This window comes from Pseudomonas sp. AC136, assembly GCF_979258585.1.
Genome location: NZ_OZ409865.1, coordinates 1 through 14,551, shown reverse-complemented (window position 1 = coordinate 14,551; position 14,551 = coordinate 1). Strand labels below are relative to the sequence as shown.

At 62.2% G+C, this 14,551-nt stretch carries 14 protein-coding genes; 3 read left to right on the top strand and 11 right to left on the bottom strand.

Annotation, left to right across the window (positions count from 1 at the left end; translation table 11 throughout):
- The 7 genes from ACZZZU_RS00070 to ACZZZU_RS00040 all read right to left on the bottom strand — a co-directional run bounded on the left by ACZZZU_RS00070 (position 1) and on the right by ACZZZU_RS00040 (position 7,878).
- A complete protein-coding gene (locus tag ACZZZU_RS00070; RefSeq protein ID WP_463549330.1) occupies positions 1–855 on the bottom strand; it encodes an ABC transporter ATP-binding protein in 855 nt (284 codons plus the stop codon).
- Positions 855–1,631, bottom strand: coding sequence for an ABC transporter permease (locus tag ACZZZU_RS00065; protein ID WP_463552080.1), 777 nt, complete (start codon positions 1,629–1,631; stop codon positions 855–857). Before ACZZZU_RS00065 ends, ACZZZU_RS00070 begins: the two co-directional genes overlap by 1 nt.
- 143 nt (positions 1,632–1,774) lie before the next feature.
- Entirely contained in the window at positions 1,775–3,184 is a 1,410-nt protein-coding gene (locus tag ACZZZU_RS00060; protein ID WP_463549329.1) for an ABC transporter substrate-binding protein, read from the bottom strand.
- A 260-nt stretch (positions 3,185–3,444) separates the two neighbouring features.
- Positions 3,445–3,690 carry a 4Fe-4S dicluster domain-containing protein gene (locus ACZZZU_RS00055; protein ID WP_122450445.1) on the bottom strand — a complete coding sequence of 82 codons (246 nt, stop codon included), beginning with the start codon at positions 3,688–3,690 and terminating at the stop codon, positions 3,445–3,447.
- Positions 3,691–3,729: 39 nt separating this feature from the next.
- Positions 3,730–5,466, bottom strand: coding sequence for a fumarate reductase/succinate dehydrogenase flavoprotein subunit (locus ACZZZU_RS00050; RefSeq protein WP_122450444.1), 1,737 nt, complete (start codon positions 5,464–5,466; stop codon positions 3,730–3,732).
- A complete protein-coding gene (locus ACZZZU_RS00045) occupies positions 5,463–6,212 on the bottom strand; it encodes a GntR family transcriptional regulator (protein WP_463383079.1) in 750 nt (249 codons plus the stop codon). Before ACZZZU_RS00045 ends, ACZZZU_RS00050 begins: the two co-directional genes overlap by 4 nt.
- A 358-nt stretch (positions 6,213–6,570) precedes the next feature.
- Positions 6,571–7,878, bottom strand: a complete 1,308-nt coding sequence (locus ACZZZU_RS00040; protein ID WP_463383080.1) for a dicarboxylate/amino acid:cation symporter — start codon at positions 7,876–7,878, stop codon at positions 6,571–6,573.
- 370 nt (positions 7,879–8,248) lie between these two features.
- Between ACZZZU_RS00040 and ACZZZU_RS00035 the strand changes: the two genes are divergently transcribed.
- Complete coding sequence (locus ACZZZU_RS00035; RefSeq protein ID WP_463549328.1) at positions 8,249–9,247, top strand: AraC family transcriptional regulator; 999 nt, start codon at positions 8,249–8,251, stop codon at positions 9,245–9,247.
- Positions 9,248–9,429: 182 nt separating this feature from the next.
- Positions 9,430–10,302: a pseudouridine synthase gene (locus tag ACZZZU_RS00030; protein WP_463549327.1), complete on the top strand. Its 873-nt coding sequence runs from the start codon at positions 9,430–9,432 to the stop codon at positions 10,300–10,302.
- Positions 10,303–10,412: 110 nt separating this feature from the next.
- On the opposite strand, the gene ACZZZU_RS00025 is transcribed toward ACZZZU_RS00030, so the two are convergent.
- Positions 10,413–10,655, bottom strand: a complete 243-nt coding sequence (locus ACZZZU_RS00025) for a DUF3820 family protein (RefSeq protein WP_463549326.1) — start codon at positions 10,653–10,655, stop codon at positions 10,413–10,415.
- Between the two features lie 296 nt (positions 10,656–10,951).
- Here ACZZZU_RS00025 and ACZZZU_RS00020 point away from each other — a divergent pair, with 296 nt between their 5' ends.
- Positions 10,952–11,662, top strand: a complete 711-nt coding sequence (locus tag ACZZZU_RS00020) for a 4'-phosphopantetheinyl transferase family protein (protein ID WP_463549325.1) — start codon at positions 10,952–10,954, stop codon at positions 11,660–11,662.
- Here the strand turns inward: ACZZZU_RS00020 and fhuF are convergent.
- The 3 genes from fhuF to ACZZZU_RS00005 all read right to left on the bottom strand — a co-directional run.
- Positions 11,659–12,303: a siderophore-iron reductase FhuF gene (gene fhuF, locus ACZZZU_RS00015; RefSeq protein WP_463549324.1), complete on the bottom strand. Its 645-nt coding sequence runs from the start codon at positions 12,301–12,303 to the stop codon at positions 11,659–11,661. The two genes, ACZZZU_RS00020 and fhuF, sit on opposite strands and share 4 nt — an antisense overlap.
- A complete protein-coding gene (locus tag ACZZZU_RS00010; RefSeq protein WP_463549323.1) occupies positions 12,300–13,901 on the bottom strand; it encodes an ATP-binding protein in 1,602 nt (533 codons plus the stop codon). Before ACZZZU_RS00010 ends, fhuF begins: the two co-directional genes overlap by 4 nt.
- Positions 13,902–13,945: 44 nt before the next feature.
- A partial coding sequence (locus ACZZZU_RS00005; protein WP_463549322.1) for a winged helix-turn-helix domain-containing protein occupies positions 13,946–14,551 on the bottom strand: 606 nt, incomplete at its 5' end.

Sequence of the window (14,551 nt, the reverse complement as noted above, 5' to 3'; positions counted from 1 at the left end):
TCATAGGGCTATTCGCAGAGGCGGATGATCGCTGGGCAAACCCAGCGGGGTAAGCCGAGGCAACTCGCGCCCTTCTTCGTGGCGCAGCAGTTCCAGGCAGTGACGTTTGAGGTGGGTGAAGGCCGGACTGGTCAGCAGCTCGGCGCGGCGCGGGCGGGAAAAGTCCACGCGCAGGTCTTCGATAAAACGGCCGGGACGCGGGCTCATCACCAGAATGCGATCGGCCAGAAACAGCGCCTCGTCAATGTCGTGGGTAACGAACACGACGGTCGTGCGAATGCGCCCCCAGATGTCCAACAGCAGCTCCTGCATGCGCACACGGGTTTGCGCGTCGAGGGCGCCAAAGGGTTCGTCCATCAGCAACAGGCGCGGCCGATTAATCAGCACGCGGGCGATTTCAGCGCGCTGCTGCATGCCGCCTGAGAGCTGATTCGGCCAACGGCTGGCGAAATCTTGCAGGCCCACCAATCGCAGAAAGTCCTGCGCTTGCTGGCGCCGCGCGGTCTTGTTCAGGCCTTGCATTTTCAGGCCAAAGGCAACGTTATCGAGCACGCTGCGCCAAGGCAGCAACGTGTGATGTTGAAACACCATGCCGCGTGCTGGCGAGGGGCCGTCGACCACCTCGCCATCCACGCGCAACACGCCGGCACTGGGCTGCAAGTGCCCGGCCAGGGCGCCGAGCAAGGTCGATTTACCGCAACCCGACGGCCCGAGAATGCACACAAACTCGCCCGCCGCGACGCTGAAATCCAACGTTTGCACCGCCTCGAACGCCTGCGCGCCCTGCCCCAGGCGAATGGTCAGGCGCTCGACATCGATACGCCCGGCCGCCAGAAAATGTTCGTGACTGGTCATCAATTGCTCCCCCGATACCAGGGCGTCACCAGGGCGCCCAAGCGTTTAACCAGGGCGCTGCTGCCCATGCCCAGCACGCCGATCAGCAGCATGCCGACGATGATGTCTGGGTAGTTTTGAATGGTGTACGACTCCCACGTGTAGTAGCCGATGCCGAACTGCCCGGAGATCATTTCCGCCGTCACCAGGCAGAACCACGAGGTGCCCATGCCGATGGCCAAGCCGGTGACGATGCTCGGCGCCGCGCCCGGCAACACCACCTCACGCAAAATGGCCCAACGTCCCGCGCCCAGGCTGCGCGCCGAGGCGATCAGGCGCGGGTCAACGCCTTCAACGCCATGCACCGTATTGAGCAGCACCGGGAACAGCGCGCCGGTGAAGGTGATAAACACCATCGACAGCTCGGACGAGGGAAACATCAGGATCGCCAAGGGAATCCACGCCACCGCCGGAATCGGCCGCAGCACTTCCAGCGGTGGCAGCAGCATGTCTTGCGCCCATTTCCAGCGACCGATGGCCACGCCCAGCAGCACGCCGAACAACGCGGCCGCCAGGTAACCGGCGAATACCCGCATCAGGCTGCTCGACAAGTGCGCCCACAGCTTGCTGCTTTCCACCAACGCCACGGCGGCCTGCGCCACGGCGCTTGGGGTAGGCACATAGGTGAACGTCAGCAGGCCCAAGTCCAGGTGGTGGCTGGCGGCCAGGTGCCAGAACAGCAGGCAGGCGGCCAGTGAGGTTAGGCGTAGGGGCCAGCGGTAAAGGGTGGGACGGATCACTGCGTACTCCTACAAAATGCTGGATTCCGGCCTTCGCCGGAATGACGGTGGTTGGATGAAATGACGCCGTCATCCCCGCGTAGGCGGCGGTCGGACGTTCCGGGATCCAGGGGTTCACGCCTTGCGCGGTCTCGGCGAAATCAAAGCCCCGCCACGGACGGTTGGTTAACGCTGGCAAAATCCAGCGCCGTGCCGCCGTTGGCGCTGGCATACGCAACCGCCTGATCCTTCAGCAAAAACGCATTCACCTCGCCCTTGTCGTTGCGCACAAACCACGCCTGGCTGGCGAGCAACTTGATGCCGCTGTCTGCCGCCTGGGCGTAGATGGCGCGGATGTCCTTGCCTTCTTTTTCCAACGCAGCCAGGGCCTTCAGCGCTTCTTCCGGCGAGCTGTAGTGGCGCACTTTGTCTTCGCCGCGTACCCAGATTTGCGCCAGGCGTTTAAAGTCGGTGATCGGTTTGCCGGTGATCGCGTCGTTGGCCTTGAGCGGCGCCGGCGCATAGTTGGCCAGCGCTTTGTCGTAGTCCTGGCCGGACTGTTTAAACGCCGCGCGGATGTATTGGTCGTCGACGAACTTGTCGACATCCAGGCCCTTATCGGTCTTCTTCAGCAGCTTGAGCGTGTCGATGGCCGTGGCCACCGCTTTGCGGTATTCCGGCTTCCAGGTCAGGTCGCGCGTCTGCAAACCGAGCGGGCCGTGGAACAGGTAGTTCACCTCGGCTTCGACGCCGGTAACCTTCTCAATCAGCTCGCTGTATTTCTCCGGCTCGGCGGCAATCAGCTGGTCGGCCTCCAAGCTCGCCCGCAAGTAAGCGGTGACGATTTCCGGGTACTGCTTGGCGTAATCGGCCGCCACCAGGGCGCCGTGGAACGTGGGCGCATTGGCTTGTGAGCCATCGTAAATTTTCCGAGCGAAGCCACGGTTGGGAAACAACTCGGCGAACGGCACAAAGTCGGCGTGCGCTTCGATGCGGTTGCTGCGCAGGGCCGAGCCGGCAATTTCCGGCGCCTGGGCGATAATCTTCACGTCTTTCTCCGGGTCCCAGCCCTGAGCCGCAACCGCGCGCAGCAACATGCCGTGGGCGGTGGAGGCGAACGGCACGGAAATGGTCTTGCCCTTCAACTGCGCCAACGACTGCACGCTGGAGCCAGCCGGCACGACGATGCCGTTACCGCTGCCCGTGGTGCTGCCCGACAACACGCTGATAAACAGGCTCTGCTTGCCGGCATCGCGGAACGCCACGCCATTGAACGAGCCGGGGAAGTCGGCCATGGCGCCGAAATCCAACTTGCCGGCCACCATCTCATTGGTCAGCGGCGCGCCGCTGGTGAAGTTCTTCCACTCCACCTCGTAGGTGGCGTCTTTGTACTTGCCGTCGTGCGGCAGGTATTTGTCCAACAGGCCCAACTCACGAATCAGCAGGCCGCCGGTGGCGCAGTTGATGGTGGTGTCCTGGGTGCCGATGGCGATGCGGATTTTTTCCGCATGAGCCTGGGTGGACGCCAGGCCGATGGCCAGCGCGAGGCCGGCTAGAGTGCGTAAGTGCATGGGTGTTTCCCCTCGAATCGTTGGTTGTTTTATGTCGTCTCCGCCACGGGTTTGGTGGTGGGAAACGAGGGGGGTTGCGGGCAAGGCGTCCGGTTTTTTCCGGATGGCAAAAGGTTGTTTCGGCCCTGGCCACCGTCATCCTCGCGAAGGCGGGGATCCAGAATTTCGGATTGATCGGAGATTCTGGATTCCCGCTTTCGCGGGAATGACGGATGTTTTTTCAAGGTTTTATGTACAGCCGAAACAGCCGGAACATCGTGTCAACTCAACAAATACGGAATCTCAACCTTCACCGCCCCGGTCGGGCAGTCTTTCTCGCAAGGCATGCAGTACCAGCATTCGTCGAAGGCCATGTAGGCCTTTTGCGTGGCCGGGTTGATGGCCAGCAGGTCCATGGGGCAGACCTCGACGCAGACGGTGCAGCCTTTTTCGGCGATGCATTTGTCTTCGTCGATGGTCACCGGCGCGTTGCTGCGGAAGAAAATTTCCTGGGGCTGATAGGCCATGACACGGTGTCCTCGGAGCCTCTGGCTCTCTCGTTAGGTTCAGGCGGCCGCTTCGGCCTTTACGCGCAGGCGGTTGTAGGCCTGCTGCTCTTCGTCATCGAGGGCGATCAGGTACGGTTCCACCGGTTTCTTGAAGCTGGTCATGCGCCCGTCCGCGCCTTTGTGCAGGTGGCAGTGCACGAACCAGTCGGCGTCGTTGCGCTGCGGGTGGTCGACGCGGTGGTGGTACAGCCCCCAGCGGCTTTCGGTGCGGAACAGCGAGGCGCGGGCGGCCATTTCGGCGCAGTCGCGGATCACGCTGACTTCCAGGGCGCGCATCAATTCGTGCGGGTTGTTGGCTTTGAGCTGGTCAAGGTCGTGCTCGATGGCGGCGAAACGGTCGAGCCCCAGCTGCATTTTCTTGGTCACTTTCGGCGGCTGCAGGTAGTCGTTTACGAAGCGGCGCAGCTTGTATTCCACCTGGGCCGGCGGCAGGCCGTGCTCGCGCAGCAGCGGTGCGTACACCCGCGCACGCTCACGCTCGATCTGCTCGGCATCCAGCGCAGTGAAGTCGCGCTCAGCCACGTAATCGGCGGCGTTGTGACCGGCAAACCAGCCGTAGGTGAAGGCGCCGAGCATGTAGTTATGCGGCACGGCAGCCATGTCGCCGGCCGAATACAACCCCTTCACCGAGGTTTCGGCGCGCTCGTTCACCCACACGCCAGAGGCGCTGTGGCCGGAGCAGAAGCCGATTTCCGAAATGTGCATTTCCACCATGCTCTGGCGGTAGTCGGTGCCCCGGTTGGCGTGGAACTGGCCACGGCTGGGGCGCTCGTTGCTGTGCAGAATCTCTTCGATGTTCTGAATGGTTTCTTCGGCCAAATGATCGAGCTTGAGAAACACCGGGCCGTTGCCGCTTTCCAGCTCCTGGTGGAACTCCCACATCATTTGCCCGCTCCAGTAGTCGCACTCGATAAAGCGCTCACCTTTGTTATTCGCGGTGTAGCCGCCCAGCGGGCCGGTGACGTAGGCGCACGCCGGGCCGTTGTAGTCCTTGATCAGCGGGTTGATCTGGAAGCACTCCAGGTTCGCCAGCTCCGCCCCGGCGTGGTACGCCATGGCATAGCCGTCGCCGGCGTTGGTGGGGTTTTCATAGGTGCCCATTAGGTAACCGGAAGCCGGCAAGCCCAGCCGCCCCGCCGCGCCGCAGCAGAGAATCACGGCCTTGGCTTTGATCAGATGAAAATCGGCGGTGCGGCTGTCGAACCCCATTACGCCGTTGACCGTGCCGTCGGCATCGGTGAGCAAACGGGTGGCGATCACGCGGTTGGTGATTTCAACCCGGGCGCGTTTGAGCTGGCGGTACAGCACCTTCTTGATGTCGTGCCCTTCTGGCATCGGCAACACGTAGGCGCCCATGTGGTGAACCTTTTTCACCGCGTAGTCGCCGGTTTCATCCTTCTCGAACTTCACGCCCCAGCGGTCCAGTTGCTCGATGGTTTCGAAGCTGTGGGTGGCATAGGCATACACGGCGGCCTGGTTGACGATGCCGTCGTTGGCCACGGTAATTTCCTTGGTGTACTGCTCGGGCGTGGCATGGCCGGGAATGATGGCGTTGTTGAGGCCGTCCATGCCCATGCTGATAGCGCCGCTGCGTTTCACGTTGGCTTTGTCCAGCAGCAGCACGCGCAGGTTTTTGTTGCGCTCCTTGGCCTTGATCGCCGCCATGGGGCCGGCCGTGCCGCCGCCGATGATGACGATGTCGTACTCGCGCTCGAGGGTTTGGTACTGGCTCATGCGTGACGTCCTTTGTGGCGGTCGATGCGCAGGCGGTACTGGAAGGCATCGCCGCGGTAATAGAGGTGTTCGAAATCCAGCGGCGTGCCGTCGGCGTCGTGGGTCAGGCGTTCGATGCGCATGATCGGCGCGCCCTCTTCTACATTCAGCGCGCGGGTTAAATCGGCGTCGGCGAGAATGGCGTCAATGGCCAAATCGGCGTGGCCCAGGGCGATGCCGCAGTCGTTTTCCAGAATCAGGAAGATGTCGCGGGTAACCAGATCGGCCTTTTCCAAGCGCTCGCCTAAATGGGCTGGCACGTACGTCACTTCCAGGGAAATGGGTTCGCGGTTCACCAGGCGCACGCGCTTGATTTCGGTCACCGGCGCCCCCTCTTCCATTTTCAGCCGCTCGGCCACCAACGCCGACGCGGGAATGTGCTTGACGCTGTGCAGACGGTTAATCACCTCGTAGCCCATTTGCCGCATCGACTCGCCGAGGCCCTGCAAGGTGCTGACGTTCTGAAACGCCTTGGGCTTGGCCACAAACGTGCCCTTGCCGTGAATCTTGAAAATCAGCCCTTCCTTCTGCAAATCGCCCAGGGCCTGACGCACCGTAATGCGGCTGACCGCAAAGGCCGCGCCCAGCTCGCTTTCGGATGGCATACGGCTCAGCGCCGGGTACGTGCCGTCAAGAATGCGCGCGCGCAGCACGTCTTTGAGCTGGCTGTACAAGGGAACGGGGGACAGGGGGATCAACTCGGCCATTGGATTTCTCGTCGGTATTTCGGTACTTGTTATAACAAGTTATGGCGCGACGATAAGGGCATAAGACTGAGTCGCCAAGGACTTTTATTGCATAAGGATATGAATGAAAAAATGGATGCCGAGTGCGCCTGCCCTCACCCCTAGCCCCTCTCGCCTGTCCGGCCGACCTAGCGGGAGAAGGGAACCAATCGACGCTCGCCGCAATTATTCGGTTACCCCCTCTCCCGCTAGGTCGGCCGGACAGGCGAGAGGGCTGGGGTGAGGGGCGGTTGATGTTCGAATAAGCAAAAAAAGCCCGTCAATGACGGGCTGTAAAAGCTTCCTCTCTCGTGAAGAGGCAGTAAATCGTAAAACCTAATTAGCCATGCGCAGGCTTGCTCTCGCCTTCAACCGCCACCACTTCAGCGGTAGCGCCTTGTTCCAGCTCGCGCTGCAGGGTTTCGTTATCAACCTGGCCACACCACTTGCCGACCACGATGGTCGCCACGCCGTTACCAACGAGGTTGGTCAGGGCGCGGGCTTCGGACATAAAGCGGTCGATGCCGAGAATCAGCGCCAGGCCGGCAACCGGCAGATGGCCAACGGCCGACAAGGTCGCCGCCAACACGATAAAGCCGCTACCGGTCACACCCGCCGCGCCTTTGGAGGCGATCAGCAGCACCAGAATCAGGGCAACCTGATGGGAAATGTCCATCGGCGTGTCGGTCGCCTGGGCGATAAACACGGCGGCCATGGTCAAGTAAATGGAGGTGCCGTCGAGGTTGAACGAGTAACCGGTTGGAATCACCAGACCGACCACCGACTTGTTCACGCCCAGTTTCTGCATCTTGTCGATCATGCGCGGCAGCGCGGTTTCGGAAGACGAGGTGCCGAGCACGATCAGCAGTTCTTCACGGATATAACGCACGAACTTGAGAATGCTGAAACCGTGGAAGCGTGCGATGCCGCCCAGAACCACCAGCACGAACAGCAGGCAGGTGACGTAGAAGCAGGCCATCAGGTAGCCCAACTGCACCAGCGAACCCACACCGTATTTACCGATGGTGAAGGCCATGGCACCCAGGGCGCCCAGCGGTGCCACTTTCATGATCACGCCGATGATGCCGAAGAACACCTGCGAGATGCGTTCGATGAATTCGAACACCGGACGACCGTAGTCACCCGCGCGGTGCAAGGCGTAGCCGAACAGGACCGAGAAGAACAGCACTTGCAGGATGTCACCACCGGCAAAGGCACCGACCACCGTGGCCGGAATCACGTTCATGATGAACTCGATGGTGCTTTGTTTTTCACCGGCCGCTGCGTAAGCCGCGATACCCGAGGTATCCAGCGACGCGGGGTCGATGTGCATGCCAACGCCAGGCTGCACGATGTTGACCACAAACAGGCCAATCAGCAGGGCGATGGTGGAAACGATTTCGAAATAGAGCAGCGCGTAACCGCCGGTTTTGCCGACTGCTTTCATGCTCTGCATGCCGGCAATACCGGTAACCACGGTGCAGAAAATGATGGGGGCGATGATCATTTTGATCAGCTTGACGAACCCGTCGCCGAGCGGCTTGAGGGCAACAGCAGTGTCTGGGTAGAAGTGCCCAAGCAACACGCCGATAGCGATGGCTACCAGCACTTGAACATAAAGAACCTTATAGAACGGTTTGCGGGTCATGGCATGTTCCTCAACGACTGCACGGCGTCATTCCAAACGCGCGCGCTGCCTGTGCGCTAACCCTCCTGAACCGGAGGGATTTGTTGTTGGCCAGCCTGCATAGCTGCAAGCCTTGATCGCCTATTGCAGAGGTCATGCCATCCTTACGAAAGCGCTCAAATCCCTTTAAATTCAGCGAGTTGCAAACAAAACCCGAGCAAAATGGCGTCGCTTTTGGCGGCTTTCCGCCAAGTACTGGCGGATATCCCCCGCCACCGCCGCACGGCTGGGGGAACACCGCCTACAAAAAAAGCATAGCCAAGGACACAACCCTTGTTCCGCTGCAACGCCGTGCTTACCATCGACCGGCCTTTTCTGCCGAGCCCCGTCCATGCGTGAACGCACCATCGCCAGCCATTTCGTTCGTGCCGCCCTGCGTGGCGCCGAGCGCCAGGGTGTGGACTGCACGGCGCTGCTACGCGAGGCGAACATCCAGCCAGCGCTGCTCAGCGAGCCACGCGCCCGCGTGGCGCCGGAACAGTTCGCCAGGCTGATGCAGCTGCTCTGGGAAAAACTCGCCGACGAATACATGGGCTTTGGTCGCAGCCGCAGCAAACCCGGCACCTTCGCGATGATGTGTTACGCCCTGATCCACTGCCACACGCTGGAAAAGGCACTGCTGCGCGGCACCTTGTTTTACAGCCTGTTCGACGACGCGCCGAAGATCACCCTCAGCCGTGAAGGCGAATGGGCGCGGCTCACGGTGGACGACAGCAACTTGCTCGACCCGGACCACTTTCTGGTGGAAAGCCTGCTGGTGATCTGGCACCGCCTGGCCAGTTGGCTGATCGGGCAACGCATTCGCCTGCAAGAAGCCACCTTTCGCCACGCCGAACCGGACCACAGCGCCGAATACGACCTGCTGTTCCCCAACGCGCGGCGCTTTTCGGCCGACAGCACCAGCCTGCTGTTTCAGGCGCGCTACCTGGCCATGCCGCTGCTGCAAGACGAGCGCACGCTCAAGCATTTCCTCGAACACTCGCCCGCCGACCTGCTCGCCCGCCCCGACGGCGGCGACAGCCTGATCAGCCAAATCCGCCGCCTGCTCGGGCGCGACTGCAGCGAATGGCCCGACCTCGACACCGTGGCTCAGCAACTGCACATGAGCCCACAAACCCTGCGCCGGCATTTGCGTGAAGAAGGCTCTAGCTTTCAAGAACTCAAAGACCACCTGCGCCGCGACTTGGCGATTTACCACCTGGGCCGCGACAACCTGGCCATTCAAGACATCGCCGAGCAGCTGGGGTTTTCCGAACCGTCGGCGTTTCATCGCGCGTTCAAGAAATGGACCGGATTAACCCCCGGCGCGTATCGCGCGCAGGAAAGCTAAACGGCGCGCCCGCACCGCCTATCTGTAGGAGAGGCTTCAGCCTCGATAGGCCCACCTTCGATTGATGGCTTGAAAGTACCTTTTCCAGGAATCGAGGCTGAAGCCTCTCCTACAGGTTGCGGGTCCCGCAAAATCTTGCGCAAACACAGGTAGAATTCCGCCTCTTTTTCTGGCGCTTTTTCATGTCCCACCCCGCCCGTCGCAGCACCTTGTACCTTCCCGCCGGCCCGTGGCTCACGGTGTTGGATTGCCTGTGCGCGCATTTCTCGGCGATTAGCCGCGATACCTGGCTGGAACGCATGGCGCGCGGCAAGGTATTGGATGAGCACGAGCAGCCCATCGGCCCAGCGCACCCGTACAAACAGGGCCTGCGCATTTATTACTTCCGCGAAGTGCCGAACGAAACCCCGGTGCCGTTCGAGGAAACCGTGCTGTATGCCGACGAGCATTTAATCGTCGCCGACAAGCCGCACTTCCTCTCGGTAACGCCCGCTGGCGAGTACGTTGAACAAACCTTGCTCGCGCGACTGAGCAAGCGTTTCAACAGCCATGACCTGGTGCCGCTGCACCGCATCGACCGCCTCACCGCGGGCCTGGTGTTGTTCTCCGTTCAGCCAACAACCCGCGCCGCGTACCAGCGTTTATTCGCCGACCGCGCCATGCATAAGACCTACGAAGCCATCGCCCCCGCCCTGCCCCACGTGCAATTCCCTCACCTGCACAAAACCCGCATGGTGGCTGGCGAGCCGTTCTTTTTAATGAAGGAAGGCGACGGCACGCCCAACAGCGAAACGCTGATGGACGTGCGCGAGCGCAACGGCGAGCTGTGGCGGTATGGCTTGTACCCGGTGACCGGCAAAAAACATCAACTGCGCCTGCACATGGCGGCGCTCGGCGCTGGCATTTGCAACGACCCGTTTTACCCGGTGCTGGTGGAAGACGCGGTGGACGACTACAGCAAACCGCTGAAGTTACTGGCGCAGAGCTTGCGGTTTACCGACCCGTTGAGTGGGGTTGAGCGGGAGTTTCATAGTCAGTTGACGTTGGATTGGTAAGACGCCGACGACTGCTCACTGTAGGAGCGGCTTTAGCCGCGATTGGCCAGGCCTGGAAACCAGTGTCTTGGGCAGAAAACAGATCAACAGCATCGCGGCTAAAGCCGCTCCTACAGGGGTTTGGGGTTGCCGCCGCCACGCGGTTTCTTGCGCAGCGGCGTCAACAATTCGCCCAGGCCGTTGTGGTCGATCTCCTGCATTAGCTGCAACAGCGCGCCGATTTCGCCTTTGGGGAAGCCTTCGCGGGCGAACCAGTTGAGGTAATGGCCCGGCAAGTCGGCGATCAATCGGCCTTTGTATTTGCCATAGGGCATCTCGCGGGTGACGAGTAGCAGGAGGTCTTCGGGTTTCATGGCCAACCTTTGCGCACAACGGAAAGGTGCGAATGATCGCCCAAGGCAAAAAAAAACGGGAGCCCAAACGGGCTCCCGCACTTAATCAGTGACTAAGGTTTGGCGCGCTACGCCTCGAAGCGTCAGCGCCAAACTACAACCTCACCTGCGTTCCGAGAAACGCGGCCGCAGTCTGGCAAATGTGGCCGGTACAATCCGTGTCGCTTTGTTACGGTTGTGCAAAGAAATGTAAGTGCCCGCCCCCAAAGCGCCGCGCAAGGCTGGCCCGCCGCGCCGCGACCCGGCAGAATGCCGCGATGCACACCTACTCCCTCCCCGCCTGTTGTGGCCCGCTCAACGACCATTGGCCCTTGCCGCAGCCATTGCCAAACAGTCAATTCGTCAGCACCCCGTTCGACCCAGCGCGGGTGCAGCCCGACGATTTTCAGCGCAGCCACATTCCGCCGACCCACGGCGTGGCGAAGCGCCAGGCCGAGTTTCTCGCCGGCCGCATCTGTGCCCGCGAAGCGTTGCGCCGCTTGAATGGCAGCGAAATCGTGCCCGCTGTCGGCGCCGATCGCGCGCCGCAATGGCCTGCCGGCATCAGCGGCTCGATCACCCACGGCAAGCAATGGGCAGCCGCTGTGGTCGCCGACAGCCGCCACTGGCGCGGGCTGGGGCTTGATGTGGAAAACCTGCTGAGCCACGACCGCGCCGCCCGCTTGCAGGAAGAAATTCTCACACCCGCCGAACTGCGCCGCGCCAGCGTGCTCGACCCGGAGCAGTTGGGCCTGCTGGTGACGCTGACGTTTTCCCTGAAAGAAAGCCTGTTCAAAGCGCTGTACCCGCTCACCTTGCAGCGCTTCTACTTTGAACACGCCGAAGTGCTGGAGTGGGACGCAGCCGGCAGCGCGCGGCTGCGGCTGCTGACTGATCTGTCGGAAGAATGGAAAAGCGGCGCAGAGTTAGTCGGCCAATTCGGCCAGTTCGACGGCCGCCTGCTTAGCCTGGTGGCCGTGGCGGCTTAGCGGCGGCTGATCGGGCAATGCTCGCAGTGGCCGATGCCTTCCACTTCGTGCGCCAGGCAGCAGGTGCGGCGCTGACGACGCGGCGTATAGGCCACGGCCTTATAAAGCGGGCTGGCAGGATCGCGCAGCCAGGCGAAACCGCCGTCCAGCTCGGCTTCGGTCAGCGCGCCAAGCGTTTGCAGGGTGCTTTCAAAATAATCGCCGACGTTGCCCCACAACACGGCCGGCGGCACCTGACCGAACGCCGCCAGCGCCTCAATCACGGCGGGCAGATGGCGCTCCATTAAATCGGCAAAACATTTGGCCTGCGCGCCCGGCTCGCCATCGTTGGCGAAGTGAATGGCGCTGGGCAGCCCGCGCTCATCCAGCACCACGCGCAGGCCAGACAACGGCAAGCGCCAGCCGTGCACCAGCGTGGCGACCAGCACGGGCGGCAGCAAGGCCATGAAGTAATACTTGGAATACTGCGAAACCAGCACCGCGCGCTGGTTAGCCAATAACGCGTCGCCGTAAATGGCGCGAAGCCGCTGCTGCAAATCTTCGGGCTGCAAAAACTCGCTCAGGCTCAAACCGCCTGCGTCCGCCACGGTCGGCGCGAACACGGCAAGGCGCCCGGCAAATAAGCGTTCGCGAAGACTCATTGTTTACGCGGCCACACCAAGCTGAAACAGGCGCCGCCCAATGCTTCGCTGCGGCTGATCTGCGCACGGCCGCCGTGCCAGTAAATAATCCGCCGTACGATGGAAAGCCCCAGCCCGTGCCCGCCCGAGGCGCGGGTGCGGCTGTCGTCCAGGCGCAGATACGGTGTGAACAGCCGCTCCCACTCGGCTTCCGGAATACCGGGGCCGTCGTCTTCCACGTCCAGCCGGCAGCGTTTCAGGCCCACCTGATAACTCAGGCGCACCCGCGATTCGGCATGGCGCATGGCGTTGCTCACCAGGTTTTGCAGGGCGCGGTGCAGGTAGCGCCACTCGGCTTCCACCAGCGCGCCGCTGCCATCAACGGCGGGAATGCTCGGCCCGCGCTCCACGCGCACGCCCGGACGCAGCGGCGCCAACTCGTCGATCACCTGATCGAGCAAGGCGTCGAGGTCGATGGGCTGGAAATTCAGCGCGGGGGCGCCCTGCTCCAGGCGCGCGTAGGTGAGCATTTCGTCGACCAATTTATCCAGGTCCTGAATGTCGCCATCCATGCCATCCATGTACTTGCGCCGCGCCGCGTCGGTTTGCGCGTCGCCGATCATTTCCAGGCCAAAACGCAAGCGCGCCACCGGCGTGCGCAGTTCGTGGGAAACGGCGCGCACCATTTCGCGCTGAATCGTCAGCGAGCGCTGCAAATGCTCGGCCATCGCGTTGAACGCCGCCGCCAGCCGCCCCACCGAATCGGCGCCGCCGGCCGGCACCCGTGACTCCAGCTTGCCCAAGGCGATGCGTGTGGCGGTTTCTTCCAGCCCGAGCAAGCGCTGCTCCAACTGGCGCACCAACAGGTAAACAATCAAACCGATCAGGCTCAGGCCGATAGCGCCAATCAAGAACAACAGTTGCGGCGGATAGGGGTTCATTTGATACAGCGGACCGATTTCCAGCACCCACGGCGTGCCGGCCACGCCCGAAAACACGTGAATCGAATCGCCCTCTTTACCCAGCGCCATCACCGTGTCGCCTTCATCGATGCGGCGGCGCTGGTCGTCGTCCAGCTCGGCATCAACCGGTTTGACCAGGCGCAAGTTAAAGCCGAACGACTTCGCGGCGGCCAGCGCCTCCAGGCGTTGCGGTTGTTCGGCGATGGGATAGCGAATCAGCTCATCGATGAGCAAGTACACCGTGGCGCGCGCCAGCTGTTCGCTGATCTGCTGCACCTCGCCCACCAGCACCAGTTGCTCGGCCTCGCTGACCAGCCCGTACACCTTGGCCGCGTGCGGGCCGGTTTGCTCCACCAGCACCTGGCCGTCGAGCAGGCGGCTGCGGGCGCGGCTGTCGAGCACCTGCGCGGCCACCGGTTCCAGCGACAACGGAATACCGAGCAAACGCCCCCAGACGATCACCGCGCGGCGGCGCTCCACGGGGGTCATGCTTTCCAAATTGTCGCTCATAAGGCTGAACGTGCCGCGCGCCAGGCGTTCGCGGTACTGGTCGGCGCGCGCCTCGTTGAGCCAGTGCAGGCTCAGCACGCCCAGCAACGCCACCAGCACGAAGGCGGCCAGCATGCCGCCGTAAATGCGCAGGAAAATCGAGTTCATGCCGGGCGTCCTGGGTTTGTTCTTATATAAAGAAACACCGCGCGTTAGCTGGCGAGCGCTTCTGCCGCCTCAGCTACAAAGAGGTAACCCTTGCTACGCACGGTTTTGATCAGCCGTGGGTGCATCGGATCGTCGCCGATTTTCGGCCGAATACGGGAAATGCGCACGTCGATGGAACGGTCGAGCCCGTCGTACTCAATGCCGCGCAGGGCGGTAAAAATCTCTTCGCGAGACAGAATGCGACCGGCGTTGGAGGCCAGCAGCCAGAGCAGATCGAATTCCGCGCTGGTCAGCTCGATGCTCTGCTCACGCAGCCAGGCTTCGCGCATGGCGCTGTCGATCACCAGCACGCCGTACTCCAACCGGCGGGCGTCGGCCGGCACGGGCTCGCCAGCGCCCTCACTGCGCCGCAACAGGGCGCGGATGCGTGCCAGCAGCACGCGTGGGCGGACGGGTTTGCACACGTAATCGTCGGCGCCCATTTCCAGGCCGAGCACCTGGTCCATGTCGTCGCTGCGCGCGGTGAGCATGAGGATGGGGCCGTGGTAGCTGCCGCGCACTTTGCGGCAAATAGACAAGCCGTCTTCGCCCGGCAGCATCAGGTCGAGCACCACCAGATCGGGTTGATCCCGCAGAATGCGCGCCGCCGC